The organism is Kitasatospora sp. NPDC057542 (assembly GCF_042801945.1).
In the GTDB taxonomy this organism is placed as follows: Bacteria; Actinomycetota; Actinomycetes; order Streptomycetales; family Streptomycetaceae; genus Kitasatospora.
This window is the reverse complement of the sequence record NZ_JBHVFE010000076.1, coordinates 1-25,505: the sequence shown is the minus strand read 5'-3', so window position 1 is coordinate 25,505 and position 25,505 is coordinate 1. Positions and strand designations below refer to the sequence as shown.

At 73.9% G+C, this 25,505-nt stretch carries 26 protein-coding genes; 21 read left to right on the top strand and 5 right to left on the bottom strand.

Annotated features, from left to right (window positions below; genetic code table 11):
• Positions 1-62: 62 nt before the first annotated feature.
• Positions 63-962: a HipA family kinase gene (locus ACFU7Y_RS12850; protein ID WP_380767814.1), complete on the bottom strand. Its 900-nt coding sequence runs from the start codon at positions 960-962 to the stop codon at positions 63-65.
• Positions 963-1,053: 91 nt separating this feature from the next.
• On the opposite strand from ACFU7Y_RS12850, the gene ACFU7Y_RS12845 reads away from it, so the two are divergent.
• The 9 genes from ACFU7Y_RS12845 (at position 1,054) to ACFU7Y_RS12805 (ending at position 11,774) form a co-directional block, all read left to right on the top strand.
• Positions 1,054-1,494, top strand: coding sequence for an SRPBCC family protein (locus ACFU7Y_RS12845; RefSeq protein ID WP_224284557.1), 441 nt, complete (start codon positions 1,054-1,056; stop codon positions 1,492-1,494).
• Between the two features lie 291 nt (positions 1,495-1,785).
• Positions 1,786-2,940: a glycosyltransferase gene (locus ACFU7Y_RS12840; RefSeq protein WP_380767812.1), complete on the top strand. Its 1,155-nt coding sequence runs from the start codon at positions 1,786-1,788 to the stop codon at positions 2,938-2,940.
• Between the two features lie 396 nt (positions 2,941-3,336).
• Entirely contained in the window at positions 3,337-4,860 is a 1,524-nt protein-coding gene (locus ACFU7Y_RS12835; RefSeq protein WP_380767810.1) for a sugar transferase, read from the top strand.
• A 6-nt stretch (positions 4,861-4,866) separates the two neighbouring features.
• Positions 4,867-6,213 carry an O-antigen ligase gene (locus ACFU7Y_RS12830; RefSeq protein WP_224282694.1) on the top strand — a complete coding sequence of 449 codons (1,347 nt, stop codon included), beginning with the start codon at positions 4,867-4,869 and terminating at the stop codon, positions 6,211-6,213.
• Positions 6,210-7,949: a murein biosynthesis integral membrane protein MurJ gene (murJ, locus tag ACFU7Y_RS12825; RefSeq protein WP_380767808.1), complete on the top strand. Its 1,740-nt coding sequence runs from the start codon at positions 6,210-6,212 to the stop codon at positions 7,947-7,949. Before ACFU7Y_RS12830 ends, murJ begins: the two co-directional genes overlap by 4 nt.
• Positions 7,939-8,364 carry a hypothetical protein gene (locus ACFU7Y_RS12820; protein ID WP_380767806.1) on the top strand — a complete coding sequence of 142 codons (426 nt, stop codon included), beginning with the start codon at positions 7,939-7,941 and terminating at the stop codon, positions 8,362-8,364. Before murJ ends, ACFU7Y_RS12820 begins: the two co-directional genes overlap by 11 nt.
• Positions 8,361-9,476: a glycosyltransferase gene (locus tag ACFU7Y_RS12815; RefSeq protein ID WP_380767804.1), complete on the top strand. Its 1,116-nt coding sequence runs from the start codon at positions 8,361-8,363 to the stop codon at positions 9,474-9,476. Before ACFU7Y_RS12820 ends, ACFU7Y_RS12815 begins: the two co-directional genes overlap by 4 nt.
• 49 nt (positions 9,477-9,525) lie before the next feature.
• On the top strand, positions 9,526-10,617 hold the full coding sequence (locus tag ACFU7Y_RS12810; protein ID WP_380767802.1) for a Wzz/FepE/Etk N-terminal domain-containing protein: 1,092 nt from the start codon (positions 9,526-9,528) through the stop codon (positions 10,615-10,617).
• On the top strand, positions 10,614-11,774 hold the full coding sequence (locus ACFU7Y_RS12805; RefSeq protein WP_380767800.1) for a GNAT family N-acetyltransferase: 1,161 nt from the start codon (positions 10,614-10,616) through the stop codon (positions 11,772-11,774). Before ACFU7Y_RS12810 ends, ACFU7Y_RS12805 begins: the two co-directional genes overlap by 4 nt.
• 4 nt (positions 11,775-11,778) lie before the next feature.
• On the opposite strand, the gene ACFU7Y_RS12800 is transcribed toward ACFU7Y_RS12805, so the two are convergent.
• The gene (locus ACFU7Y_RS12800; RefSeq protein WP_380767799.1) at positions 11,779-13,038 is read right to left on the bottom strand and encodes a glycoside hydrolase family 26 protein; all 1,260 of its coding nucleotides are present in this window, start codon (positions 13,036-13,038) and stop codon (positions 11,779-11,781) included.
• Positions 13,039-13,419: 381 nt separating this feature from the next.
• Between ACFU7Y_RS12800 and ACFU7Y_RS12795 the strand changes: the two genes are divergently transcribed.
• The 9 genes from ACFU7Y_RS12795 (at position 13,420) to ACFU7Y_RS12755 (ending at position 20,685) form a co-directional block, all read left to right on the top strand.
• Positions 13,420-14,448: a hypothetical protein gene (locus ACFU7Y_RS12795; protein ID WP_380767797.1), complete on the top strand. Its 1,029-nt coding sequence runs from the start codon at positions 13,420-13,422 to the stop codon at positions 14,446-14,448.
• A gap of 289 nt (positions 14,449-14,737) precedes the next feature.
• Positions 14,738-16,336, top strand: a complete 1,599-nt coding sequence (gene abc-f / locus ACFU7Y_RS12790; RefSeq protein ID WP_224274657.1) for a ribosomal protection-like ABC-F family protein — start codon at positions 14,738-14,740, stop codon at positions 16,334-16,336.
• A 328-nt stretch (positions 16,337-16,664) separates the two neighbouring features.
• Complete coding sequence (locus tag ACFU7Y_RS12785) at positions 16,665-16,898, top strand: helix-turn-helix domain-containing protein (protein ID WP_030059940.1); 234 nt, start codon at positions 16,665-16,667, stop codon at positions 16,896-16,898.
• Positions 16,899-17,206: 308 nt separating this feature from the next.
• A complete protein-coding gene (locus tag ACFU7Y_RS12780) occupies positions 17,207-18,013 on the top strand; it encodes an enoyl-CoA hydratase/isomerase family protein (RefSeq protein WP_224274658.1) in 807 nt (268 codons plus the stop codon).
• Between the two features lie 176 nt (positions 18,014-18,189).
• The gene (locus tag ACFU7Y_RS12775) at positions 18,190-18,711 is read left to right on the top strand and encodes an Asp23/Gls24 family envelope stress response protein (RefSeq protein ID WP_224274660.1); all 522 of its coding nucleotides are present in this window, start codon (positions 18,190-18,192) and stop codon (positions 18,709-18,711) included.
• A gap of 93 nt (positions 18,712-18,804) precedes the next feature.
• The gene (locus tag ACFU7Y_RS12770) at positions 18,805-18,996 is read left to right on the top strand and encodes a hypothetical protein (protein ID WP_224274662.1); all 192 of its coding nucleotides are present in this window, start codon (positions 18,805-18,807) and stop codon (positions 18,994-18,996) included.
• Positions 18,997-19,043: 47 nt separating this feature from the next.
• On the top strand, positions 19,044-19,361 hold the full coding sequence (locus ACFU7Y_RS12765; protein WP_224274664.1) for a hypothetical protein: 318 nt from the start codon (positions 19,044-19,046) through the stop codon (positions 19,359-19,361).
• Positions 19,362-19,480: 119 nt separating this feature from the next.
• A complete protein-coding gene (locus ACFU7Y_RS12760) occupies positions 19,481-20,035 on the top strand; it encodes a DUF6286 domain-containing protein (RefSeq protein WP_380767794.1) in 555 nt (184 codons plus the stop codon).
• Positions 20,032-20,685 (top strand): alkaline shock response membrane anchor protein AmaP, encoded by a 654-nt coding sequence (locus ACFU7Y_RS12755; RefSeq protein ID WP_380767793.1) that lies wholly within the window; start codon positions 20,032-20,034, stop codon positions 20,683-20,685. The genes ACFU7Y_RS12760 and ACFU7Y_RS12755 overlap by 4 nt, the downstream gene beginning before the upstream one ends.
• Before the next feature lie 79 nt (positions 20,686-20,764).
• Here ACFU7Y_RS12755 and ACFU7Y_RS12750 read toward each other — a convergent pair whose 3' ends face one another.
• On the bottom strand, positions 20,765-21,526 hold the full coding sequence (locus ACFU7Y_RS12750; RefSeq protein ID WP_224274669.1) for an SDR family oxidoreductase: 762 nt from the start codon (positions 21,524-21,526) through the stop codon (positions 20,765-20,767).
• A 196-nt stretch (positions 21,527-21,722) separates the two neighbouring features.
• Here ACFU7Y_RS12750 and ACFU7Y_RS12745 point away from each other — a divergent pair, with 196 nt between their 5' ends.
• Positions 21,723-22,130, top strand: coding sequence for a MerR family transcriptional regulator (locus ACFU7Y_RS12745; RefSeq protein WP_224274731.1), 408 nt, complete (start codon positions 21,723-21,725; stop codon positions 22,128-22,130).
• A 3-nt stretch (positions 22,131-22,133) separates the two neighbouring features.
• On the top strand, positions 22,134-22,466 hold the full coding sequence (gene trxA, locus ACFU7Y_RS12740; protein WP_308020129.1) for a thioredoxin: 333 nt from the start codon (positions 22,134-22,136) through the stop codon (positions 22,464-22,466).
• Here trxA and ACFU7Y_RS12735 read toward each other — a convergent pair.
• On the bottom strand, positions 22,463-23,260 hold the full coding sequence (locus tag ACFU7Y_RS12735) for an SURF1 family protein (protein ID WP_224274677.1): 798 nt from the start codon (positions 23,258-23,260) through the stop codon (positions 22,463-22,465). The genes trxA and ACFU7Y_RS12735 overlap by 4 nt on opposite strands.
• A gap of 31 nt (positions 23,261-23,291) precedes the next feature.
• Positions 23,292-24,287 carry a DEDDh family exonuclease gene (locus ACFU7Y_RS12730; protein WP_224274679.1) on the bottom strand — a complete coding sequence of 332 codons (996 nt, stop codon included), beginning with the start codon at positions 24,285-24,287 and terminating at the stop codon, positions 23,292-23,294.
• 125 nt (positions 24,288-24,412) lie between these two features.
• Here ACFU7Y_RS12730 and ACFU7Y_RS12725 point away from each other — a divergent pair, with 125 nt between their 5' ends.
• Entirely contained in the window at positions 24,413-25,456 is a 1,044-nt protein-coding gene (locus ACFU7Y_RS12725) for a zinc-dependent alcohol dehydrogenase family protein (RefSeq protein WP_224274681.1), read from the top strand.
• The last annotated feature ends 49 nt before the right edge of the window (positions 25,457-25,505 follow it).

The following is a 25,505-nucleotide window of genomic DNA, read 5'->3' as shown; positions in this document are numbered from 1 at the left end:
CACCAGTCGGTCGCATCCGCCCAGCCGCGCTCCGGCCGCCCCGCGCCGGCCCGCCGGCCCGGCTAGCCCTCGTCGAAGTGGTGCTCCCAGATCGTCTCCACCGACGGCTTGCCGTGCAGGTCCGGCACCTCCTGCAGCCAGGCCGGCCGGCCCGCCCGGGTCCGGGCCGCCCGCCGCCGCTCCGCCTCGCGCAGCTGCTCGGGCGTGGCGAAGCCCTCCGGCAGCCACTCCTCGGAGAGCACCACCCGGGCGGCCAGGTGCGTGACGTAGGCGTGCCGGACGGCGTCCACCGAGTCGAAGCCGGGCTCGCCGGCCAGCCACTCGTCCGGGACCAGCGCCACCACCTCCTCCAGCAGCGGCACGGTGACCAGCGGCCCGAGTTCCTCGTCGGCCAGCCGGACGTCCGGGGCCGAGCCGCCGAGCGCGTGCGCGCTGAGGTCGTACGCCTTGCCTACCGCCGCCTCGGCCCCCGCCCAGCGGTGATGGAAGATCAGTGCGGCGCCGTTGTCGATCAGCCAGAGCCGCCCGTGCCAGACCACCAGATTGGGGTTGTGCACGGTGCGGTCGACGTTGCCGGTCAGGGCGTCCAGCCAGACCACCCGGCCGGCCTCGACGGAGTCCACCGCGATCATCCCCGGCCGGAAGTCCCGCGCGCCGGGCAGCAGGTCCATCCCGAGGTTGAGGCCGGCGCTGGCCTTGAGCATGTCCTGGATCTCGGCGTCCGGCTCGTCCACGGCGACGGCCGGGTCGAAGTCCACCAGCCGCAGCTCGGGCACCCGCAGGCCCAGCCGCCGGGCCAGCTCGCCGACGATCACCTCGGCGATCAGCGCCTTGCGGCCCTGCGCGGCCCCGGTGAACTTGACCACGTACGTCCCCAGGTCGTCGGTCTCCACCACGCCGGGGACGGAGCCGCCGGCCCGCAGCGGGTCGACGTAGCGCACAGCAGTCACCAGATCGAGCACACCGGCCACCCTATCCCGCCGCGTCGCGGGCGCGACCCTGTGATTGGCTTGCCGGACAGAGCGGTTCCCACCACATGAGGAGAGCAAGGTCATGGGACAGGTGCAGGCCACCACCGAGCGGGTCTACGACGCGGCCCCCGAGCGGGTGTACGAGGCGCTGGCCGACTACCAGGTGACCCGCCCGAAGCTGCTGCCCGCACAGTACAGCGAGTACGAGGTGCGGGTCGGCGGCGCCGGTGCCGGCACTCAGGTGCACTGGAAGCTCCAGGCGACCGAGAAGCGGGTGCGCGACTGCCTCTTCACCGTCTCCGCGCCCAAGCCCGACCAGCTGGTGGAGAAGGACGCCAACTCCAGCATGGTGATCACCTGGATCGTCTCGGCCGTCGGCGAGGGCCGCTCCAAGGTCACCGTGACCGCCACCTGGCAGGGGGCGACCGGCATCGGCGGCTTCTTCGAACGCACCTTCGCCCCGAAGGGCCTGAACCGGATCCACGACCAGGTGCTGGCCAACCTCGCCGCCGAGGTCCGCTGAGGCCACCGCAGGTCCGCCGGGGACCTCATCGTTCGCCGAGGGCCTCAAGTTCCACTGAAGGCCTCGGTTTCCACTGAGGACCCCACGGTCCGCCGGGGCTCGCGGAGCCGCCGGAATCGCCAACCGTGCGATTCGCGCGCGTCGATCCATCAAAGCGATCGAATCGCCCTGGAATTCGAGCGGCTCGGTCGCCCGTACGAGCCGAAAGCCGTACGGGTGGCCGAACCACCACCTGCGGGTGATTGGCGCCACCAGGCGCCGGAGAGCCACCCTAGGCTCGCCGCCGTGCATATGACGATCCTTCACATTTCCCAACCGGTGGACGGCGGGGTCGCCCGCGTCGTCGCCGATCTGGTGCGGGGCCAGCGGGAGGCCGGCCATCGGGTGCTGGTCGCCTGTCCTCGCGGCGGGCGGCTGGCCGAGGAGGCCGCCGCGATGGGCGCGCTGGTCCAGGACTGGCCCGCCCGGCGCTCGCCCGGCCCGGGCACCCTCGCCGAGGCCTGGCGGCTGCGCCGGATCGTCCGGGCGGCCGCGCCCGACGTGGTCCACCTGCACAGCGCCAAGGCCGGGTTGGCCGGCCGGCTCGCGGTGCGCGGCGCGGTGCCGACCGTCTTCCAGCCGCATGCCTGGTCCTTCGCCGCCGTCGACGGCGCGCTGGCCGCTGCCACCCTGCGCTGGGAGCGCTTCGCCACCCGCTGGTCGCACCGGCTGCTGTGCGTCAGTGTCCAGGAGCGGGCCGACGGTGTGGCGGCCGGGGTGCACGCCGACTGGGCGGTGGTGCCCAACGGCGTGGACGTGCGCCACTACGCACCCGCCGACCGCCGCGCCGCCCGGATCGCGCTCGGCCTGGACCTGGACGCCCCGCTCGCGGTGTGTGTCGGGCGGCTGTGCCGGCAGAAGGGCCAGGACGTGCTGCTGGCCGCATGGCCGGAGGTGCTGCGCCGGGTGCCGCGGGCCCGGCTGGCGCTGGTCGGCGGCGGGCCGGAGGAGCAGCGGGTGGCGGAGCTGGTGCGGGAGACCGCCGAGCCCGCCCGGGTCCGGCTGGTCGGGGACGTACCGGACCCCCGCCCGTGGCTGGCGGCGGCCGACCTGGTGGTGCTGCCCTCGCGCTGGGAGGGGATGGCGCTGGCCCCGCTGGAGGCGATGGCGGCCGCCCGTCCGGTGCTGCTGACCGACGTGCCCGGCGCCCGGGAGTGCCTGCCGCCGTCCGAGCTCGCGCACGCGGTGGTCCCGCCCGAGGACGCGCGGGCCCTCGCCGTCCGGATGGGGGAAGCGCTGTCGGATCCGATCGAATGTGAGCGGCGCGGCGCCCGGCTGCGTGACCACGTGGTCGGTCGGCATGACGTGCGCACCGTGGTCGAACAGGTGGATGTCCTCTACCGCCACCTGCTGGGCGCCGGCCCGACGGCGGGGCGACGCCGGGCCCGTGTCCCCGAGCGGATCTGATCGTTTCACATGCCGTGAATGCCCGCCGTTTCCGGCGCTGTCGTATTCGCGCCCTCGACCGGATAGGGAGGCGAGGAGTCAAATCTCAAATACCTATTAATGGGCGGCTGGAATGAATTGGCAAGTCAACTTCCGCCCTGTGCAGCCCGGTTCTGTATTGTCGAATTTCGCCTGCTTCGTTCAGATTTCGCGCCGGGAATTCGCGGTTGAGCCCCTCGTGACCGACTCGTTCGTGACCGGTCCCTCCACGATCGGCCCCGCCACCGGACATCCGAAAGCCGCCAGCGGCAGCAGGTGCTGTCAGGACCGCGCCCACCGGGCCGGGACGGCCGCCCAGCGCCAACCGGTGCCGGGGCACCGTCACCCCGGGCACACAGCAGGGGAGATCGTGCGCTGATGACCATTGACCACGACAGTGTGCCGCGATCGGGCGGCCCCCTGGCCGGCCCCCGCCGGCCCGGCACCGGGCTGCTCGACCGTCCGACGGGAGTGGCGCACCCCCGAGTGGTCCCGTCGCCGCGCCGACCCCGCAGGACGGTCCGCGCCCGGCTGGCCCTGTCGCTCGCGCTGGTCCAAGCCGACATCATCGCGCTGTGCTCCGCCGGCGGCATCGCCAACCGTGCCGTCGACCCGGCCGCCCCGCTCGACCCGCTGCTCGGCGTCCCCGCGGTCCTGCCCCTGCTGCTCCTGCTCAACCTGGCCGGAGGCCTCTACCGCTCCCGGCTCACCCTCTCCGTCCTGGACGAACTGCCCGCGCTGGCCGCCCGGGCCGTGGTCGCCACCGCCTTCGCCGTCACCCTGTCCGGCTGCCTCGGCGACCGCTGGCCCGACTGCGGCCCGGCCGGCCCGGCCCGGCTCACCGTCCTGCTCGGCGCCCAGCTGCTGATCGCCGCCGTCGGCCGCGCCGTCCTCTACCACCTGGTCCGGCGGGCCCGCCGCAGCCACCCCAGCCCCGTCCTCGTGCTCGGCGCCGGCCGACTCGGCCACCGGGTCGCCGCCGCCCTCCGCGAGCACGGCGAGTACGGGATGCGCCCGGTCGGTTTCCTCGACGCGGACCCGCCGCTGTTGTCCGGCGACACCGGCCTGCCCGTCCTCGGCGGCCGCGAGGCACTGGAGCGCGAGGTGCGCCGGCACGGCGTCCAGCACGTGATCGCCACCGCCGGCGCCGAGGACGAGGCCGAGACCGCCGCCACCCTGCGCGAGGCCGCCCGGCTCGGCTGCCAGGTCTGGCTGGTGCCCGCGCTGCGCGAGTACGGCTCACTGCCCGCCACCCCGATCATCGGCGGCGACCACCTGTGGGGCTTCCCCTGCCTGCGGGTCGGCCGCCCGGCGAGGCGCCGCCCCGGCTGGGCCGCCAAGCGCGCCCTGGACGTCACCGCCGCCGCGGTCGGCCTGCTGCTGCTCACCCCCGTCCTGGTGCTCTGCGCCCTCGCCGTCCGCTTCGACACCGGTCCCGGCGTGCTCTTCCGCCAGCAGCGCACCGGCCTGGGCGGCCGGGTCTTCACCGTCCTCAAGTTCCGCACCCTGCGCCCGAGCAACGAGCACGAGTCCGCCACCCGCTGGAACATCTCCCAGGACCACCGGATGGGCACCGTCGGCCGACTGCTGCGCAAGAGCTCCCTGGACGAGCTGCCCCAGCTGTGGAACGTCCTGCGCGGCGACATGAGCCTGGTCGGCCCGCGCCCCGAACGGCCGTACTTCGCCATGCGGTTCGGCCAGGCCTACCCCGAGTACGCCGACCGCCACCGGGTCCCGGTCGGCCTCACCGGCCTGGCCCAGGTCAACGGCCTGCGCGGGGACACCTCCATCGAGGACCGGGCCCGCTTCGACAACCGCTACATCGAGAGCTGGAGCCTCTGGCAGGACGTCAAGATCCTGTGCCGCACCGCGGCTCTGATGCTCCACCCGGACGGGAGCTGATCCCGCGTGGCCCTGACCATCTCGGCCTTCCCCCGCCCGGCCTTACGGAAGGCGCTGCCCGCGCTCGCGCAGCGCACCAGCCCGCTGACCGCGGCCACCGTCCTGCTGGTCTGCGTGCCCACCGGGGAGAAGGACGTCGCCGCCGCCGTCCACATCACCGCCGCCGACCTCGCCTCGCTGGCCCTGGTCGCCCTCACCGCGCTCAACCTGCTGCGCGGGCGGCTGCCCGCGATCAGCCGCACCACCTGCGCGCTGTTCGGCGGGATCGTGGTCGCCGCCGCGGTCTCCACCATCGGCTCGATCGACCCGGCCGCCGGCGTCACCGGCTTCGTCCGGCTCACCCAGGTGTTCGTCCTTGTCCCCGCCGCAGTCCTCTGCTCGCTGCGCGACCGCACCGACCAGCGCCTGGTCCTCGGCTCCTTCGTGCTCGCCGCGCTGATCCAGGGCGTGGTCGGCGCGAAGCAGTACCTCACCCACACCGGCGCCTCCTACACCGGCCAGCCGATCCGGGCCGTCGGCACCTTCGGCGCACTCGACGTCATGGCGATGTCCAGCGTGGTCGGCTACGGGCTGCTCGCCGCCCTCGCGCTGGCCCTCGGCGAGCGCGGGCCCGGCGGCAACGCCCGGCTGCGCCGCGCGATGTGCGCCGCCGCCGCCTTCCTCTCCTTCCCGCTGGCCGTCTCCTTCAGCCGCGGCAGCTGGATCGCCACCGGCCTCGCCGCCACCGTGCTGCTGCTGCGCGCCGACGCCCGGCTGCTGGTGCGCAGCGCCGTCCTCGGCCTGGCCGCCGCGGTCGTCCTGGTCGGCGGCCTCGGCCTCGGCGGCTCCGGCGTCACCGAACGGCTCGGCTCGATCGGCTCCGTCTCCGCCGCCCCCGACCAGTCCGTCTCCGACCGGTACGACCTGTGGGCCACCGCCGGACGGATCTGGCAGGACCACCCCGTGCACGGGGCCGGACCCAAGGCCTTCCAGCAACTGCGCGACAGCCGCGCCCCGCTGCGGCTGTCCTCCGGCAGCGATGCCGCCGACGCCACCATCGGCTTCCAGCGCGAACCGCTGCTCTCCCCGCACAACATGTACCTCCTGGTGCTCAGCGAGCAGGGCCTGATCGGTATCACCGCCTACGCCGCGCTCTTCCTCGCCCTGCTGCTCGGCTGCCTGCACCACCGCCACGGCCCCGGGCTCGCCGCACTCGCCCTGCTCACCTGGGTACTGGTCGACTTCCTGTACGCCGACATCGGCGGCACCACCACCGTGCTGACCTCCGTCGTCCTCGGCCTCGCCGCCCGCGCGGCCGCACACCGGCCCGAGCGTCCCGCCACCGGGGCGGCGACCACCGGAGCGGCCCGGTGACCACCGACCAGCCGACCGCCCTCGCCTCCTCCCTCCCGGCCCCCCGCAGCGCCCCCGGCCAGGACCCGGCCGTCGAGCACCACCCGGCCCCCCGGCGCGGCTTCGTCGCCAAGGCCTTCGGCATCACCGTCGTCCTCAGCGCCGCCGGCTCCGGCCTCGGCCTGCTGCGCGACCTCCTGCTGGCCCGCTACTTCGGCGCCAACCAGGGCACCGACGCCTTCCTGGTCGCCTGGACCGTCCCCGAGACCGCCGCACCGCTGCTGATCGAGGACGCCATGTCCTTCCTCATGGTGCCCGCCTTCGCCCTCGCCCTGGTGCTGCGCGAGGAGGACCCGGACGCCCCCGACCCGGTCCGCCAGCTGGTCCGCGCCACCCTGCCCTGGCTGCTGATCGCGCTCGGCGGGCTCGCCCTGGCCGTCGCCCTGGGCGCCCCGGAACTGGTCGAACTCCTCGCCCCCGGCCTCACCGAACCCGACCTGGCCGTCACCTGCACCCGGATCACCGCGATCACCGTACTGCCCTTCGGTGTGGCCGGTTTCCTGGTCGCCGCGCTGCGCGCCCACCACCGCTTCACCGCCCCGGCCGGCATCTACGTCGCCTACAACCTCGGCATCCTCGCCGTCCTGCTCTGCTTCCACTCCTACCTCGGCGTGCGCTCCGCCGCCCTCGGCGTCGCGGCCGGCAGCCTGCTGATGGCCGGCCTGCTGGTGGGCCCCTTCCTGCGCAGGCTGCGCCAGGGCCCGCCCGGCGCCGGCCGAGGCCGCCGCTCGCGCCGGGCCCTGGTGCTGATGCCGCTCGCGCTGCTGCCGGTGGCCGCCTTCACGCTCACCCGCCAGTCCCAGGTCTTCGTCGAGCGCTACCTCGGCTCGGCGCTGCCGCCGGGCACCATCTCGCACCTCAACTACGCCGCCAAGGTCTCCCAGCTCGCCATGACGGCGGGCATCCTGATCTGCACCGTCACCTTCCCGCTGGTCGCCCGGGCACTCGCCGCCGGGGACCTCACCGCCGCCCGCGACCGGGTGGAGCAGGACCTCGGCCAGGCCGCGGCCGTCGTCCTGCTCGGCACCGCCTTCCTGATGGCCTGCGCCCCCTCGGTGGTCTCGCTGCTGTTCGAACGCGGTGCCTTCGGCCCGCACGACACCGCCGCCACCGCCGACGTCATCCGGGTGTACAGCTTCGGCCTGCCCGCCCAGGCACTCATCGGCGTGATGATCCGCCCCTACTTCTCGCTGCGTCCGGTGGTCCGCCGGGCCGACGACCCGGGCACCGAGGACGGCCGCCGCCGGCTGCTGGACTGGTACCCGGCCGCCGCGATGGTGTTCGGCCTCGGCGTCACCGTCGCTACCGGCCTGCTCACCACACCCGGCTTCGGCGCCCTGGGGCTGGCCGCCGGCAACGCGGCCGGCATCACCACCACCGCCGCACTGCTGCTGCACGGCCTGGTGCTCCGCGGCATCCCGCTGCGGCTGCGCCGGGTGCTCGGCGGCCACGGCCGGCTGGTGGCCGCCGCCGCCGGGGCCACCGTGCTCGGCACCGCTGCCGCCGGACTGGCCGCCGACCCCCTGCTCTCGACCCTCCTCGGAGGCCTCACCGTGGCGCTGGCCTTCGCGGCCCTCGGTACCGGGCTCGGCGCCCGCGAGGTGCGCGGCCCGGTCCTCGCCGTCGCCCGGGCCCTGGGGCCCGTCCGGAACCCGCGAACCGTCGCCGAAGAAGGGAAGCGTCCCCATGGACGATGAACGGGGAACCGTCCGTTCGGCCCGGGCGGGCGTCAGCAACACACCGCCGCACCGGGCACGGCCGCCCAGGAGCCGCCGCCCGGCCGGCGAACCGCCGATCCCCGGCTCCGCCTCGCCGTGGATCCTCGTGTACCACGCGGTGACGGCCGAGAAGGAGGACCCCGGCGGCCCGGTCACCGGCTTCTGCTACCCGTACGGCGCCGTCGACCTGCCCGCCGCCCCGGCCGTGTGCGACGCCGGGTACGACCACGCCTGCGCCATCGCGCACTCCCCGGTCACCGGCCGCTTCGCACTGCCCCGCTGCTGCCTCGGCGACCGCGACGGCGCCTGGTGGCTGCGCGCCGAGAAGGGCCGGCACCGGCTGCGCGACGCCGTCACCGAGCTGCGCCGGTCCCGCCGGGAGCCCCGGCCATGAGGGTGCTGCACATCGTCACCGGCCTGGCCTCCGGCGGCGCCGAGCGTCAACTCCAGCTGCTGCTGGGGCACCTGCCGGCGCACCAGCAGTGCGAGGTGCTCGCCCTGACCAATCCCGGCACGGTCGCCGCCGTGCTGCGCGCCGACGGCGTCACCGTCCACCACCTCGGCATGCGCGGCAACCGGGACCTCGGCGCGCTGCCCCGGCTGGTCCGGTTCGTCCGGGCCGGCCACTACGACCTGGTGCACACCCACCTCTACCGGGCACAGCTGTACGGCCGGCTGGCCGCCCGGCTGGCCGGGGTGCGCGCGGTGGTCTCCACCGAGCACTCGCTGCACGCCGGGGTGATCGAGGGCCGTCCGGTCACCCGGGGCGTCAAGGGCCTCTACCTGGCGGCCGAGCGGCTCGGCAGCACCACCGTCGCGGTCTCCCGCCAGGTCGCCCAGACACTGCGCTCCTGGGGCGTCCCGCCCGCCCGGATCGAGCTGATCCCGAACGGCATCGACACTTCCCGCTACCGTTTCCCGCCCGCCGAACGGGCCGCCGCCCGCCGCCGGCTGCGCGCCGAGCTCGGTCTGCCGTACGGGAGTTGGGTGGTCGGCGGGGTGGGCCGGCTGGTGCCCGGCAAACGCTTCGAGGTGCTGGTCGAGGCGCTCGCCGAGCTCGACCCTGCCACCCGGCTGGTGCTGGTCGGCGAGGGCCCGGAGCGCGCCGCGCTGGAGCGCCGGGCCGACGAACTCGGTGTGCGGGAGCGGCTGGTGCTCACCGGTGAGCGCGACGACGTCCCCGAACTGCTGGCCGCCCTGGACGTGTTGGCCGCCCCCTCCACCACGGAGACCTTCGGCCTCGGCGTCCTGGAGGGCCTCGCGGCCGGGCTGCCGGTGCGGCACAGCGCCTGCCCGGCGCTCGACGAACTGCCGCCCAGCGCCGCTCCGCAGGCCCGCCGCATCCCCTCCGAACCCGCCGCCTACGTCGCCGCGCTGCGCGACCTGCGGCCGCTCAGCAGGCACACCGCCGACCCGCTGCCGCACCCCCCGGCCGTCGGCCACTACGACATCGCCCGGGTCGCCTCAGACCTGGGTGCCCTCTATGACCGGCTGGCCCGCGACTGAACGCCCGCCACCGCCGGAAACGCCGTACCAGACCCAAGGAGCCACACCCATGACCACTTCGCGCCGAAGCGCCCGCCGCCTGGTCCGCCGCTGGTGGCCGGTGGTGCTCGCGGTTCCGCTGGGCGCCGCGGCCGGCGCCGGGTACGCCGTCGTCTCGCACCCGTCGTACTCCGCCAACGCCTACGTCCTCGTGGTCGCGCAGAACCCCGGGGAGGCCGCGATCGCGACCAACTTCGCCCAGGCGTACGGCCGGCTGGCCGGCCGGCCGCAGGTGCTCGCGGCGGCCGCCGCCGAGACCGGCCGCACCCGGTCCGAGCTGGAGTCCCTGGTGCACGGGACGACCTCCCCGGACGCCCCGATGATCGAGATCACCGGCACCGGGCAGCGCCCCCAGCAGGCCGCCCGGGCCGCCGACGCGGTGGCCCGGGCGCTGGTCGCCTTCGCCAACACCAGCAGCAAGGACACCAACGTCCGACTGGTGACGCTGTCCCCGGCCGCCGCGCCGGACAGGCCGACCACGCCGTCCGGGAAGCTGGACGTCGCGGTCGGCGGCGCGGCCGGGCTGCTGCTGGGCGCGCTGGTGATGACGACCCGCCGTCGGGGCGGCGCGGGGAGGCCGGAGGCCGCCGGGAGCCCCGGAACGCCGCAGACCGCGCAGGCACCGCAGGCCGCGCAGGCACCGCAGGCCGCGCAGGCACTGGAGGCCCCTGCCGCTCCCGTGCCGGTGGCGGTCCCGAGGACGCCGCGCCCGCGCAGCGAGGAGCCGGCCAAGGCCGAGGCCGAGCCCAAGGCCGAGACCGAGCCCAAGGCCGAGGCCGAGCCCAAGGCCGAGACCGAGCCCAAGGCCGAGGCCGAGCCCAAGGCCGAGACCGAGTCCAAGGCCGAGGCCGAGCCCAAGGCGGAGGCCGACCCCCAAGCCGAGTCCCAGATCGAGGCCGCGACCGAGGGCTCGAAGGTCGAGGGCACGAAGGTCGAGGGCACGAAGGCCAATGGCTCGAAGGGGAAGGGCACGAAGGCCGAAAAGAAGACCGCCGGGAAGACCGACAAGAGCACCGGCGTCGAGCCCGTGGCGGCGGAGCAGCCCCCGGCCGCGGAACAGCCCGCCGCCCGCTCGAAGGCCCCGGCCGGGAGCGGCCGATGAGCACCGAGACCCGCAGAAGCGTCCTGCCCGCCCAGTCGACGGCGCCGGCCTGGACCACCGAGCTGCGCTGCGAGGACGACGCCCTGGACGCCCTCGCCGAGGAGTGGGACGACCTGGCCGCCCGCTGCCGGACGGCCACCTTCTTCCAGGCCTCCGACTGGCAGCGCTCCTGGTGGCGTCACTACGGCCGCCCCGGCAGCCTGCTCGTGGTGCTGGTCCGCCGGGACGACCGGCTGGTCGGCGCCGGCGCCTTCGTGCGCCGCGGCGGGCCGCTCGGCGGCCTGACCGGCCTCGGCGGCGGACTGGTCGACTACACCGACGTCCTGCTCGACGACGAGTGCGCCGACAGGGCCGCCGCCGAGTTCGCCGCCGCCCTCCCGCTCGCCCGCCCGTGGCAGTGGCTGGAGCTGCGCGAGGTGCACCCCGAGGCGGCGGTGCAGCGGGTGTACGAGCACTGGCGCGGCAGCCGCTGCCGCTACCAGGACTCGCTCTGCCAGTACCTGCCGGCCGTCCCGATGGACCAGCTGCTCAAGCGGGTGCCCGGCAAGACCGCCCAGCGCAGCCGGGTGAAGCTCCGCAAGATCGCCGAGGCCGGGGTGAAGGTCCGTTCGACCCCGGTGGCCGAGGTGCCGCAGGCGCTGGACGGATTGCTGCGGCTGCACTTCCTGCAGTGGCAGGCGCGCGGCATCACGCCCGAACACCGCACCGAGCGGTTCGCCCGGCACCTGACCGAGTCCACCACCGGTCTGGTCGCCGCCGGCAAGGCCGCCGTCCACCAGTTCCACCTGGACGGCAGGCTGGTCGCGGTGAACCTGCTGCTGCTCTGCCCGTCCTTCGGCGGGCTGTACATGTACGGCGCGCACCCGGCGCTGCGCGAGCGGCTGGACATCGCCGGGCTGCTGTTCGGCGCGGCCCTGGACGAGACGGTCGGAGCGGGCGTCCCGTTGCTCGGCCTGCTGCGCGGCCAGGAGCCGTACAAGCAGCGCTGGCGGCCGGACCAGCTGTCCAACCAGCGGCTGCTGCTCGGCCCGGCGGGGGCGGCACCGGCGGCCGCCGTCCGGGCCGGGGCGGTGTGCGCCCGGCAGGCGGCGGCGCACCAGCTGCGCACCCGTTTCCCCCGGCTCAAGGAGGCGCTGCTGGCCCGCCGCCGCAGCTGACCGCTCAGTGCCGGGCGTGCGTCGCGCCCGCCGGCTTGCCCGTCGGCTTACCGGTCGTCGGACGGGCCGACGGGCTCGCCGTCCCACCGGGCGCGGCGGCACCCCCGGGCACAGCGGGTGCGGACGGCACGGTGGGTGAGTCCGGCGGGCTGGGCGGGACCGGCACCGCAAGCACGTCCGGCGCGGCCGGAACGGCGGGTGCCGCCAGCGCCTCCGCCGGCGTCGGCGCCCCCTTCGAACCGGCCATCAGCTGCTTGAACGTCGCCGCCGAGCGGGGATTGCGGTCGCACTCGAAGAAGCCGTGCGGGCAGTAGTCGGTGACGGTCTGGTAGGCGGTGTCGTGGGTGCGGATCCAGTCGACCATCCGCTGCACGAACTCGGGGTTGTCGCCATTGCGGAACAGCCCCCACTCCGGGTAGGAGACCGGCTTGCCGCGCTTGGCGGCGAACTCCACCTGGTCCTGCAGGCCGTACGGCTCGTGCACGTAGTCGTCGAAGGTGCCGCCGGCGGGCTGGTCGTAGTTGTCCATGCCGATGATGTCGACCACGTCGTCGCCGGGGTAGCACTTGGTCCACGGGACGGCGTCCAGGCCCCGGCTGGGGGCGAAGTCGAAGCGGAAGCGCTGCCCGGGCACCGAGCGCATCACCCCGACGATCCGCCGCCAGTACGCCTTCCACGCGGACGGGTCGGGTTTGCAGCGGTGGGTGTAGGTGGTGCCGTTCATCTCCCAGCCGAGAGTGAGCACGGTGTCCGCGCCGCCCAGCGCGACCAGCCGGTGCGCGAGCTTGAGGAAGTGCCCGTCGAAGTCCCCGCGCGCGCCCTGGGCGAGCAGCCTGGCGACCTCGCCGTCCGGCACGTTCGCCTCGCTGGGCACCAGCATCGGCACGCCGAGCACCAGCAGCCGGGACGGATCGGCCCGCCGCCACTGCGACCACAGGCCGAGCACCATCGGTTCGCCCTCGACGTCGCTCCAGCCGTTGCCCGCCAGATAGGTGTGGCCGACCTGCATGTTCGCGTCGCCCAGCCACTGCGCGTACTGGCGGATCTGCGGGATGTAGTCGTCCCAGGACCCGACGAAGGCACCGAACGGCGGCTCGTGACTCGGCCGCTGGACCGGCGGGCGGGAAGCCGCGCCGCGCGGCTCGATGACGCCCGAGGAGAGACTGTGCCGTTCGGTCTGGCTGAACGGCGTCCCGGCCGGGACGCTGGCCGTGGCCATCAGCAGCAGGGTGGCGGCGGCCAGCGTCAGGCGGCCGATTCGCATGGTGCTCTCCTCCGGGCGTCGAGTGGACGGGGCGCACGGTCTCGGCGTGGACGGACCGTGACGCCACGCTCGCTGACAGTAGGCCCAATGGAGGAAGGAAAAGCCGAATGTCACCCTAAAGTGGGCGCCAAAGACATGCCGTCCACCGAAACGTCTGCCGCAACGGCCGGCGACCGGCTGTCAGGTATCAGCTCTGTAACGGTCCTGCCGGGCCCTTCCGGACCGCTCCGGCACGCCCGGCGGAGCGGCCGGAGCGCCGACGGCGCAGGTGGGCGGGTGGACGTACGGGGAGGGTCCGCGCGGCCGGGCGGACGCCCGACGCGACGGGCCGGTGGCGGAACCGGGCTGACTCGCGTGCCCGCTGAAAGGTACGCTCCGCCCGTGTCCTGGAAGCCTCTGCGTGTACTGACCCCCCGCTCGATCCTGCCTGCCTCGGCGGTGGTGCTGGTCCTTGCGGCCGGAGCGGCGGCGCACGCGAACAAGCCGGTGCCGTTCGGTGACCGGGTCGCGGGACCGGGCGACGCGGGGGCGACGCCGGTGAACTCCGAGTCGCTCAGCTCGGCCGACCTCGACCTGCGGGTGGGGCCCGGCCTGGAGGCCTTCCACAAGCAGACCGGCGAGCAGGCCTGGTCCTACCGCCGCGAGGGCGCCGAGGCGCTCTACCTGGCGATGGCCGGCGACAACGCGATCGTGGTCTGGGACGACGGCATGGTCACCTCGGTGCGCCCCGGCGACCACGAGGTGCGCTGGCACCGTGCGGTGCCCGGCCTGGCCGACTGGCTGCACGGCGATGGCGAGCCCGGCGCCGACAAGCGGACCGACGCCCAGCGCAAGGCACTCGCCAAGCAGCGGGCCGCGGGCGCGCTGCACACCGTCCAGCGGGACGGCTCGCCCTGGCTGGCCCTGGTCACGCCGAACCTGACCATGGGCCTGCGCGACGCCGACGGCGACCTGCGCTACAACGACAAGCCCTCCGCCGGCTGCGCCTACGACCCGCTGCGCACCGTCCACACCGACTACGCCGTGCTCATCCCGCGCACCTGCACCAACAGCAGCGGGCAGGCCGTCTCCGGCGGCATCACCGGCTACCGGCTGGACAGCAACGGCTGGGCCATGAGCACCGGGCCGACCGCCACGGTCAAGGTGCTGGACCGCAGCCGGGTGGAGATCACCGACGGCCCGATCGTCCCGCCCAGGGTGTTCGACACCAAGGCAGCCGCGCCCGAGACGGCCTGCGGCGGCGTGGACGCGCTGTTCGCGGCGGTCCGCCCGCAGGGCGGCTGCGCGGCGGACCCGTCGCCGAACCCGGCCGCCGGCGACCCGGCGGCCCAGACGAACCCCCCGGCCCCGGACGCCGAGGCTGCCACCGGAGCTCCCGCGGTGGACCAGCCGGCCGCGCAGCCGCAGTAGCCGGGAGGGCTCGCGGACGACGGCCCCCGGTCGGGGGTCGGCGGTCGGTGTGCCGCCGCTCGGTGTGTGCCGACAGGCGCCGGGAGTCGGTGAATACCCCAGGACGGTACTTCTCCGGGGGCGGCGCGGGGCCCGGTAGACTTGCCGTCATGGCTATCTTCTCCGGGCAATAGCGGGCGGCGGCGCCACGAGGGTCGCGCCGACCGCCGATGAAGCCCCCACACGCCAACCCGGCCCCGGGTCCGTCCCACCCGGCCGCCCGCTCACGTCCCAGGAGTAGTTCCCAGCCATGATTTCCACCAACGCCCTCGAACTGCGTGCCGGTGCCCGGATCCTGATCGAGTCCGCGAGCTTCAAGGTCGCCGCCGGCGACCGGATCGGTCTGGTCGGCCGCAACGGCGCCGGCAAGACCACGCTCACCAAGGTGCTGGCCGGCGAGGGCCTGCCGGCCGCCGGTACCGTCACCCGTTCGGGCGAGGTCGGCTACCTCCCGCAGGACCCGCGCACCGGTGACCTGGACGTCCTCGCCAAGGACCGCATCCTGTCCGCCCGCGGCCTCGACACCGTGCTGAAGAAGATGCGCGAGAACGAGGACCGGATGGCCAACGGCCAGGGCGCCACCCGGGACAACGCGATGAAGAAGTACGCCCGGCTGGAGACCGAGTTCCTCACCAAGGGCGGGTACGCCGCCGAGGCCGAGGCCGCCACCATCGCCGCCGCGCTGGGCCTGCCGGACCGCATCCTCGGCCAGCCGCTGCACACTCTCTCCGGCGGTCAGCGCCGCCGTGTCGAGCTGGCCCGGATCCTCTTCTCGGACTCCGACGTGCTGCTGCTCGACGAGCCCACCAACCACCTGGACGCGGACTCGATCGCCTGGCTGCGGGACTTCCTGAAGACCTACAAGGGCGGCTTCATCGTCATCTCGCACGACGTCGACCTGGTCGAGACGGTCGTCAACAAGGTCTTCTACCTGGACGCCAACCGCTCCTGCATCGACGTCTACAACATGGGCTGGAAGCAGTACCAGCAGCAGCGCGAGGACGACGAGAAGCGCCGCAAGCGCGAGCGGGCCAACGCGGAGAAGAAGGCCGCGACCCTCAACGCCCAGGCCGACAAGATGCGTGCCAAGGCGACCAAGACGGTGGCCGCGCAGAACATGGCCCGCCGGGCCGAGAAGCTGCTGTCCGGGCTGGAGCAGGTGCGCCAGAGCGACAAGGTCGCCAAGCTGCGCTTCCCCGAGCCCGCCCCCTGCGGCAAGACCCCGCTGACCGCGAGCGACCTGTCCAAGTCGTACGGCTCGCTGGAGATCTTCGCGGGCGTGGACCTGGCGATCGACCGCGGTTCGCGGGTCGTCGTCCTCGGTCTGAACGGCGCGGGCAAGACCACCCTGCTGCGGATGCTGGCCGGGGTGGAGCAGCCGGACACCGGCGAGGTGATCCCCGGTCACGGTCTGAAGATCGGCTACTACGCCCAGGAGCACGAGACCCTGGACCCGGACCGCAGCGTGCTGGAGAACATGCGCTCGGCCGCGCCGGACACCGACCTGGTGCAGATCCGCAAGATCCTGGGCTCCTTCCTGTTCTCCGGCGACGACGTCGACAAGCCGGCCGGGGTGCTCTCCGGCGGCGAGAAGACCCGTCTGGCGCTCGCCACCCTGGTGGTCTCCTCCGCCAACGTGCTGCTGCTCGACGAGCCCACCAACAACCTCGACCCGGCCAGCCGCGAGGAGATCCTGGGCGCGCTGCGCGAGTTCGCCGGGGCGGTCGTCCTGGTCACCCACGACGAGGGCGCGGTCGACGCGCTCCAGCCGGAGCGGATCATCCTGCTGCCGGACGGTGTGGAGGACCTCTGGAGCCCGGCCTACGCCGATCTGGTCTCCTTGGCCTGACCGGAAGTAGACGCGAGATCCGCTTTTCAGATGAGAATATCTAGTCCTTTCGGCGTGTCCGGGAATGAAGTAGACCCGGATTCCGTTTAAGGACTTTCCGTCGGCCCGCCACTCGATCGTGGTCGGGCCGACGCTGCTGATCAGCAGTTTCGCGGTGAGCGGCGGTATCAACCCAGGGGGCGTGCACTCTGTGTGAGCGCCCTGATGCGCTCGGATCACCACCGGCGGACCGCGCATTTCCGACACCGACCTTGTCGAATGGGTGGCCAGGACGCGGTGGATGGGTGATCATGGGAATCTGACCGAGCAACGCTACGAGGAGGCACGGGTGGCCGAGACTCTGAAAAAGGGCAGCCGGGTGACCGGTGCCGCGCGTGAGAAGCTCGCGGCCGATCTCAAGAAGAAGTACGACTCCGGGGCGAGCATTCGCGCTCTCGCGGAGGAGACCGGTCGTTCGTACGGCTTCGTGCACCGGATGCTGAGCGAGTCCGGAGTGATCCTCCGGGGCCGCGGCGGTGCCACGCGGGGCAAGAACAAGGCAACTGCCGGGGCCGGTTCCTGACGGTTCGTCAGCCATTGGCTGGATGACGCGGCGGCAGGGCGCCGACCGAGGAGACGACGGCTGGCCACCAGCTGGGCGTCCGCCCTCGGGTCGTGTGGACCGGCCGCCGATCGTCATGTCCGGGATGCCGCCCGTTCCTCATTCCTCGCCTCCGTTCGTTTTCCTTTCACTCCTCGATTTCGCCCCTCGGCCTCCCTCTTCGCCGAGCATCGTGGGCCCGTCGATCTTTCCGGGCCGGGGCACTGCCCTCGCGTGTCGAGTTTTGTTACTCTCCGGTAGCCAAGTCTCTCGCCACCGGAGGTCCCCGCATGACCGCTCCCGCCATCGACCCGCAGGCCCCGAGCTGGGAGCGGGACGGCGTCCGTCTGGAGATCGAAGGCGAACTCGCCGTCATCACCCTGTGTCAGCCGAAGCGGCGCAACGCCCAGTCGCCCGCCCTCTGGCGCGCCCTCACCGACGCGGGCCGCGAGCTGCCCGGCAGCGTCCGGGTGGTGCTGCTGCGTGCGGAGGGGCTCTCCTTCTCCGCCGGGCTGGACCGGGCCATGTTCACCCCTGAGGGCATCCCCGGCGAGCCCACCTTCCTCCAGCTCGCCGCCTCCGGCGACCGGGAGCTGGACGAGGCCATCGCCTCGTACCAGGAGGCCTTCACCTGGTGGCGCCGCCCGGACCTGATCTCCGTCGCGGCGGTCCAGGGCCACGCCGTCGGTGCGGGCTTCCAGCTGGCCCTCGGCTGTGACCTGCGAGTGGTCGCCGAGGACGTCCGGTTCGCGATGAAGGAGACCTCGCTGGGCCTCGTCCCGGACCTGGCCGGCACCAAGCCGCTCACCGATCTCGTCGGCTACGCGCGAGCCCTGGAGATCTGTGCGACCGGCCGCTGGGTGGGCGCCGAGGAGGCCGCCGCGATCGGGCTGGCCAACCTGGTGGTGCCGGGCGGGGAGCTGGACGCCGCCGCCCGCGACCTCGCGGCGGCCCTGCTGGCCGCCCCGCGCGGCGCGGTGATCGAGACCAAGGCCCTGCTGCAGGGGGCCGCCGGGCGCTCCTTCGACGAGCAGCGTTCGGCCGAACGGGCGGCGCAGGCCCGCCGGCTGCGGGAGCTCGCCGGGATCGGCGACTGACCGCACGGCAACGAGGCAGGGCCCGACCCCGAGGGATCTCCCCGGGGTCGGGCCCTGCGTCGTGCACGGGGCGGGGCGAGGTGGGCGTCGTCGCTCGGCGGGCGGGGATCGTGGCGAAATGCCAGAGTTAGGGGGGTTTGCGATACAGCTGGAGCCGCACGACGGGAGAAACACCCATGCCTGACACTCCGACGCCCGCGACCATGCACAAGCACACCGGCAGCGGCACTGGCAGCGCCGCGCCCGCCGGTCCGCCGCCGGGTGCCGGCGGTGCCAAGCCGGTGCGGGAGCGCGGCCACACCGCGCTGGCCGTCGGCGTGGTGGAGAAGATCGCCGGGATGGCGGCCCGCGAGGTCGTCGGGATTCACGCGCTCGGCTCCGGGCTCGCCCGTACCTTCGGCGCGATGCGGGACCGGGTGCCCGGCGGCAAGTCCAGCGTCGGGCGGGGCATCAAGGCCGAGGTCGGCGAGAAGCAGACCGCGATCGACATCGCCCTGGTGGTCGAGTACGGCGTGGTCATTCCCGAACTCGCCCACCAGGTGCGGGAGAACATCATCAACGCGGTCGAACGGATGACCGGCCTGGAAGTCGTCGAGGTCAACATTGCGGTCAACGACGTCCACCTCCCGGACGAAGTGGAGTTCGAGGAGGAAGAGGAGCCGGTGCCGGTGTCCGGGCAACGGCCGAAGCTCAAGTAACGGGGCCGGGTGCGGGCGGGCAGCGGCGGGCCGGGGTCGGCCGGGGTCCGGTCCGAGGACCAGTCGAGGCAGCGGGAGACAAGGGAGTAGCGGATGAACCTGGCCATCATCGGCCTGGTGGTTGGCATGGCCCTCGGCTTCGCCGGGTACTTCGGTGGGTTCGCGGCCTTCCTGTTGGTGGCCGCGCTCGGGCTGGTCGGTTTCGTGATCGGGCGCCTGCTGGAGAGTGACATCGATCTCGGCGACCTCGGTGACCTGCTCCGCGGCCGCGACCGGCGCCGTTGATGGCGGGCCCCGCGTCGGTTCCGGCCGTGGCTTCCGGTTCGGGGTCCGTGCCGGGGCGTCGGGGGCGGCTCAGGGTCGCCGACCGGGTGTACGCCCGGATCGCGGATCGGGCCACCCGGGAGGTGCTGTCCGAGGCCTGGCCCGCCGGACGGGCGAAGGGGGCGCCGCCGCATGTCTCGGTGACCGTACCGGGGAGCACGGTGAAGGTCCGGGTGGCACTTGAGCTGCCGTTCCCTTCGGACATCGCGGCGCTGGCCGGGGCGGTGCGGCAGCGGATCAGGGAGCGGGTGGCGGGGCTGACCGGGGTCAGGGTGTCGGAAGTGGTCGTCGTGGTCGAGAAGTTGGTGACGGGGGGTTCCTCGTGAACGCGGAGGTTTCCGGGGCGCAGGTTCCCGGGACCGAAGGCGTGCAGGCGCCGGCGCCGGGGGTTCGGCCGGGGAAGGTGAGGCGGCTGCGGGCGCCTCGTACGGCTGCGGCGGCCTTGGTGGCGACGGGGGTACTGGTGGTGGCGGGGGCGCTGCTGTACGACGTGGTCGCCGTGCGGTTGGGGCAGCCGGCGCGGCAGTGGCGGGCGCAGATCGCGGACGAGCTGGCGACACGGCACCTCGACGACCTGCGGGTGCTGGTGGGGGCCGGAGCGGCGACCCTGCTCGGCGGGTGGCTGCTGTGGCTGGCCGTCGCGCCCGGGCTGCGGCGGTGGCTCGTGCTGCGGCCGTACGGCGGGACGACCGCGGCCATCGACCGGGCCGGGGTCGGGCACCTGCTGGCGGACCGGGCGGCGGGGCTGGACGGGATCGACCACCTGCGGGTCCGGGTCGGGCGGCGGCGGGTCCGGGTGTCGATGGTGGGGGTGGCGGATCCGGCGCTGGTGCAGCGGCAGTTGCGGGACGAGCTGGGACGGGTGGGATTGGGGCGGCCGATGCGGCTGGACGTGCGGGCGGCGCGGGGGGCTGCGGGCGTGGTGGGGGAGGACCCGGGTGGGGGTGCCGGTGTTGGGACGGGGGCCGGGGCTGCCGGCGGTGAGGGGGTGACGGGGTGAGCAGAACGGTCGTCAACCGGGCGATGCTGGGGATGGTGGGGGCGGTCCTGCTGGTGGCCGGGGTGCTGGTGCTGGCAGGCGGGCTCGACCTGTACCGGCGGCTGGGCGTACATCCGCCGCAGTGGTGGCCGCTCACCTCGCCCGACCAGCCGGTGGTGAGCGCGAGTTCGCGGGTGCGGTGGGTGGCGTCGGCGTGGTGGTGGCCCACGGTGATCGGCGGGCTGACCGTGCTGGTCGCGGGGACGGTGTGGTGGCTGGTGGCACAGCTGAGGCGCAGTGGGCTGTCGAGCATCGCGGTGCCGACACCGGGGGTGAGCGGGCTTCGACTGCGGGTCGGTGCGCAGGCGCTGGAGGAGGCGCTGGAGAACCGGACGGCGGTGCTGCCGGAGGTCGAGCGGGCCGGGGTGCGGCTGGTGCGGGCGCCGAGACATCCGCGGTTGCGCGGGGCGGTGCGGTTGCGGCCGGGCGGGGACCCGGCCGCGCTGGTGGAGCACTTCGAGGACGGGCCTCGTTCGGATGCATGCGGGAGCCTGCGGCTGGCGCAGTTGCCGGCCGATCTGCGGATCCGGGTTCTGCAGAGCGCCCCCGCCGAGCCGCGGCATGGGCGGGGTCGGCGGGGGCGCAGGCGGAGGCTGCCGAGGGTGGAATAGCCGGGACCGGCCGGTCAGGGCCGAGTGACCGAGAGCGGAGCGGGAGTGGGGGCAGGAGCCGAGAGGGGCGGGGCGGGGGTCAGAGGGTGCGGAGCGCGCCGCCGTCGACGGGGACCATGACGCCGGTCAGGTAGGAGGCGGCGGGGGAGAGCAGGAAGGCGGCGACCTTGCCGAACTCCTCGGGGGTGCCGTAGCGGCGGAGCGGGATGGTGGCGTTGGCCTGGGCGCGGGCGGCGTCGGGGTCGGGGGCGAGGCCGTCGAGCTCGCGGACCCGGTCGGTGTCGATCCTGCCCGGGAGCAGGCCGAGCACGCGGATGCCGCGGGGGCCGAGCTCGTCGGCGAGGGACTTGGCGGCCATGGCGAGACCCGGGCGCAGACCGTTGGAGATGCCCAGGCCGGGGATCGGCTGGCGGACCGAGCTGGAGAGCACGAAGGCGATCACACCACCGTCGGGGAGCGCGGCGGCGGTGGCGCGAGCGAGCCGGAGGGCACCGAGGAAGACGGACTCGAAGGCGTCGCGCCAGGCGTCCTCGGGGGTGGTCTCGACGGGGCCGGCCTGCGGGCCGCCGACGCTGATCAGGATGCCGTCGAGACGGCCGAAGTGCTGTCGGGCCTCGGCGATGAGGCGCTCGGGGGTGTCGGGGGAGGCGTTGTCGGCGACGAGGCCCCGGGCGGTGCCGAAGGTCTCGAGTTCGGCGACGGCGGTGTCGACGGCTTGCTGGGTGCGGCCGCTGATGAGCACGCGGGCGCCGTCGGCGGCGAGTTCGCGGGCGCCGGCGAGGCCGAGGCCCCGGGTGGCGCCGGTGACGATGTAGGCCTTGTCTTTCAGTCCGAGATCCATGGGGACATAGTGCCCGGTGGGGGTCGGGGTTTGCGGGCCGGGGCTCCCGGGAGGGTGGGGGAGTGGGTGGGTTTCCGCGCGGGCGCGCGCGGGCTTGGCCCTGCACGCCCGCCGGGGTGGGGCGGGTCGGGGCTGGCGTTGACGCCGGGGGGAAGGTTTACGGTCGTTGCCGGAAGTGCGGGAGGAGTGGTTCGGCGTGCGGATCGGGGAGTTGGCGGAGCGGGCGGGGACGACCACGCGGGCGTTGCGGTACTACGAGCAGTTGGGGTTGTTGCCGGCCCGGCGGGCGGGCAACGGGTACCGGGCGTACGACGAGGCGGATCTGCGGTTGCTGCGGGAGATCCGGATGTTGCAGGACTTCGGGTTCGGGCTGGAGGAGACCAGGCCGTTCGTGGAGTGTCTGCGGGCGGGGCACCCGGAGGGGGACTCGTGCCCGGCCTCTCTGGAGGTGTACCGCCGGAAGTTGGGGGAGCTGGACGAGTGCATCGCCCGGCTCCAGGACGTGCGGGCGCAGGTGGCGGGGCAGTTCGATCGGGCGGTGAGGGCCAGGGACGAGTTGGCCGCCGTTCAGGAACCGCCCCTTTGTGAACTGGTGAAGGAGTAGACGGTGGTGGAGATCACGGGTGTGCCGGCGGTGACGGACGAGACGTTCGCCGCGGAGGTGCTGGCGGCCGGGGGACCGGTGCTGGTGGACTTCACGGCGGACTGGTGCCCGCCGTGCCGGATGATGGCGCCGGTGCTGGCGGACATCGCGCGGGAGGAGGCGCATCGGCTGCGGGTGGTGAGCGTGGACGTGGACCACAACCCGCGGACGCAGTCGGCGTACGGGGTGCTGTCGATGCCGACGCTGATGGTGTTCCGGGACGGGCGGCCGGTGCGGTCGGTGGTGGGGGCGCGGGCGAAGGCGCGGTTGCTGAGGGAGTTGGACGACGTTCTCTAGGCGGGGACGGCGTCGAGCGGGACCTCGGCTTCGGCGGCCTGCTTGGCGCGGTCCTTGGCCTCGCGTCGGGCGAGGACCCAGACACCGACCGGGATCATGGCGGTGAACAGCCACCACTGGATGGCGTAGGCCATGTGCGGGCCGATGTCGGAGTGGTTGGGCTCGGGGATCAGCTCGGGCTGGTCGGCCGGGGCCGGGGTGGTGCCGGTGAGTTCGAGGTAGCCGCCGAGGAGGGGGGCGCCGGTCCGCTTGGCCTGCTCGTCGGTGTTGATCAGGTTGAACTGGCGGTCGGGCAGGCCCGTGCGGTCCTTGATGCCGCTGGCGCCGTAGGTCTCCTCGGCGCGCAGGCGGCCGGCGAGGGAGACCTCGCCGGTGGGGGCGGCCGGGACGGGCGGGTACTCGGTGGCTCCGGTGCCGGAGGCGACCCAGCCGCGGTTGACCAGGACGGTGCCCTTGCCGTCGGCGAGCTGGAAGGGGGTCACGACGAAGTAGCCGATGGTCCCGTTGGAGTCGGTCCGCTTGCGGACCACGAACTCGTGTGCCGGGTCGTACTGTCCGGTGGCGGTCACCGCGCGCCAGGTGAGGTCCTTGGGGACCGCGAAGCCGGGGGTCGGCGACAGGGTGTCGAAGGGGACCGGCGCGGCCGTGAGGGCCTGGCCGATCAGCTCGTTCCGGGCCACCCGTGCCTCGTGGCGGTGCAGCTGCCAGAAGCCCAACTTGATCGTCGCGGGGATCAGCAGCAGCGCGACCAGCATGGTGATCAGCCACTGTCGGGTCAGCAGAAAACGGTACACATGGGAACGGTACGCCGACCTCACAACCGGCTCACGCACCGGGGTGCGGGGCGACTTCGCGCAGCAACTGGAGGAAGGCGTCCTCGCCGACCACTGGGGTGCCGACGTCGCGGGCCTTGCGGGCCTTGCCGCTCCAGCTGTCCGGCTCGTTGGTGACCAGCAGGCTGGTGAGGCGGCTCACCGAGGTGGCGATGTGCAGGCCGGCCTCGACCGCGCGGTCCTCCAGGACCTCGCGGTCGGTGGCGGTGTCGCCGGTGATGGCCACCCGCATGCCCTGGACCAGCGGCTTGCCGTCCTCCCAGCGCCCCGGGTTGGGGTGCGGGCAGGGCGGGCGCTTCTTGGCCTGGCGGTACGTGGCACCGGACCAGGTGCTGCGGCCGGGTGTGGCGGGCTCCTCCTCGCCGAGGTCGGTGACCGCGACGCAGTTCTGGAGCGGTAGTGGCACGCCGCCGTCGCGGGCGAGGTGCAGGCTCGGGCGGAAGGCCTCGGCGAGCACCCGGGCGTCGTCAAGGGCGTTGTGGGCGTGGCGCTGCTGGACACCGAAATGGGCGGCGAGCGAGGACAGCTTGCCGTTGGGCAGCGGCAGGCGCAGGTCGCGGGAGAGGACCATGGTGCACAGCCGCTGTTCGACCGGGGCGCGCAGGCCGGCCCGGGAGAACTCGCGGGAGATCATGTTCCAGTCGAAGAGTGCGTTGTGCGCGACCAGGACGCGGTTCTCCAGGCGCGTGGCGAACTCGTCGGCGATCTGCGGGAAGGTCGGGGCGGTCGCGAGCAGTTCGGCGGTGAGGCCGTGGATCCAGACCGGGCCCGGGTCCCGCTCGGGGTTGACCAGGGTGTACCAGTGGTCGACGACGTCGCCGTCCGCGTCCAGCTGGTAGACACCCGCCGAGATGACGCGGTCCGAGCGGCCGAGACCGGTCGTCTCGACGTCGACGACCGCGAAGCCCCCGGTGGGGGCGGCGGAGCGCTGCGCGGGGACCGGTGCGGTCCGCGGCGCTCCGTACGTCTCGGGCTGGATCGGTTGCATGGTCCAACAGGATAAGGGGCCGGGCGGGGGGCTCCGGCCGGAATGTTCCGACCGGCCGGCCGGAATAGAGTGGTCGGCGGGGGTGTCGTACACCTGGTCGAGATCGTTCAGCTAAGGAACAGCGCATGCGTGCCACCGTGATTCACGGCCCCAACGACATCCGGATCGAAGAAGTACCGGACCCGGTGATCCAGCACCCGACGGACGTGGTGCTCCGCGTGGTGAACGCCTGCATCTGCGGCAGCGACCTGTGGGCCTACCGCGGGGTGGCGCAGCGGGTGGCCGGACAGCGGATCGGGCACGAGTTCCTGGGCGTGGTCGAGGAGGTCGGCGCCGAGGTGCGCGGCTTCGCCAAGGGCGACCTGGTGGTCGCGCCGTTCGTCTGGTCGGACGGGACGTGTGACTTCTGCCTCGAAGGCTTCCAGACGTCCTGCCCGCACGGCGGGTTCTGGGGGCAGGTCGGGTCGGACGGCGGCCAGGGCGAGGCGGTGCGGGTGCCGTTCGCGGACGGGACGCTGGTGAAGCTGCCGAAGGAGGCGGCGGGCGACGAGAAGCTGCTGCCCGGGCTGCTGGCGCTGTCCGACGTGATGTCGACCGGGCATCACGCGGCGGTCTCGGCGCGGGTGCGGCCCGGTGCGACGGTCGCGGTGGTCGGCGACGGCGCGGTGGGCCTGTGCGGCGTACTGGCGGCGCACCGGCTGGGCGCGGGCCGGATCATCGCGCTGGGTCGGCACGAGGCCCGCACCCGGCTGGCCCGTCGCTTCGGTGCGACGGACGTGGTGGCGGAGCGCGGCGAGGCCGCGGTCGAGGCGGTGAAGGAGCTGACCGGCGGTCAGGGCGCGCACGCGGTGCTGGAGGCGGTCGGCACCGAGGAGTCGATGCGGACGGCCATCTCGATCACCCGGGACGGTGGCGCGGTGGGCTACGTCGGGGTGCCGCACGGCGGCAGCGCGGGCGTCGACATCGGTCAGATGTTCGGCCGAAACGTCTCGTTGAACGGCGGCGTCGCCCCGGCCCGGGCGTACATCCCCGAACTGCTGCCGGACGTGCTCTCGGGCGCCATCGAGCCGGGTCTGGTCTTCGACCGCACCGTCGACCTGGACGGCGTTCCGGACGGCTACCGCGCGATGGACGACCGCTCCGCCCTGAAGGTGCGGATCGCGTTCTGAGGCGTCGGCCTCCCGGCACCGGCCCGTGCCGCCCCGTGTGGGCGCGGCA

Bases quoted from the DNA above. Each gene is read 5' to 3' on its own strand.
- ACFU7Y_RS12845 (WP_224284557.1), top strand. From the start codon at position 1,054: ATGGGACAGGTGCAGGCCACCACCGAGCGGGTCTACGACGCGGCCCCC.
- ACFU7Y_RS12840 (WP_380767812.1), top strand. From the start codon at position 1,786: ATGACGATCCTTCACATTTCCCAACCGGTGGACGGCGGGGTCGCCCGC.
- ACFU7Y_RS12835 (WP_380767810.1), top strand. From the start codon at position 3,337: ATGACCATTGACCACGACAGTGTGCCGCGATCGGGCGGCCCCCTGGCC.
- ACFU7Y_RS12820 (WP_380767806.1), top strand. From the start codon at position 7,939: ATGGACGATGAACGGGGAACCGTCCGTTCGGCCCGGGCGGGCGTCAGC.
- ACFU7Y_RS12815 (WP_380767804.1), top strand. From the start codon at position 8,361: ATGAGGGTGCTGCACATCGTCACCGGCCTGGCCTCCGGCGGCGCCGAG.
- ACFU7Y_RS12810 (WP_380767802.1), top strand. From the start codon at position 9,526: ATGACCACTTCGCGCCGAAGCGCCCGCCGCCTGGTCCGCCGCTGGTGG.
- ACFU7Y_RS12805 (WP_380767800.1), top strand. From the start codon at position 10,614: ATGAGCACCGAGACCCGCAGAAGCGTCCTGCCCGCCCAGTCGACGGCG.
- ACFU7Y_RS12800 (WP_380767799.1), bottom strand. From the start codon at position 13,038: ATGCGAATCGGCCGCCTGACGCTGGCCGCCGCCACCCTGCTGCTGATG.
- abc-f (WP_224274657.1), top strand. From the start codon at position 14,738: ATGATTTCCACCAACGCCCTCGAACTGCGTGCCGGTGCCCGGATCCTG.
- ACFU7Y_RS12780 (WP_224274658.1), top strand. From the start codon at position 17,207: ATGACCGCTCCCGCCATCGACCCGCAGGCCCCGAGCTGGGAGCGGGAC.
- ACFU7Y_RS12775 (WP_224274660.1), top strand. From the start codon at position 18,190: ATGCCTGACACTCCGACGCCCGCGACCATGCACAAGCACACCGGCAGC.
- ACFU7Y_RS12770 (WP_224274662.1), top strand. From the start codon at position 18,805: ATGAACCTGGCCATCATCGGCCTGGTGGTTGGCATGGCCCTCGGCTTC.
- ACFU7Y_RS12750 (WP_224274669.1), bottom strand. From the start codon at position 21,526: ATGGATCTCGGACTGAAAGACAAGGCCTACATCGTCACCGGCGCCACC.
- ACFU7Y_RS12730 (WP_224274679.1), bottom strand. From the start codon at position 24,287: ATGCAACCGATCCAGCCCGAGACGTACGGAGCGCCGCGGACCGCACCG.
- ACFU7Y_RS12725 (WP_224274681.1), top strand. From the start codon at position 24,413: ATGCGTGCCACCGTGATTCACGGCCCCAACGACATCCGGATCGAAGAA.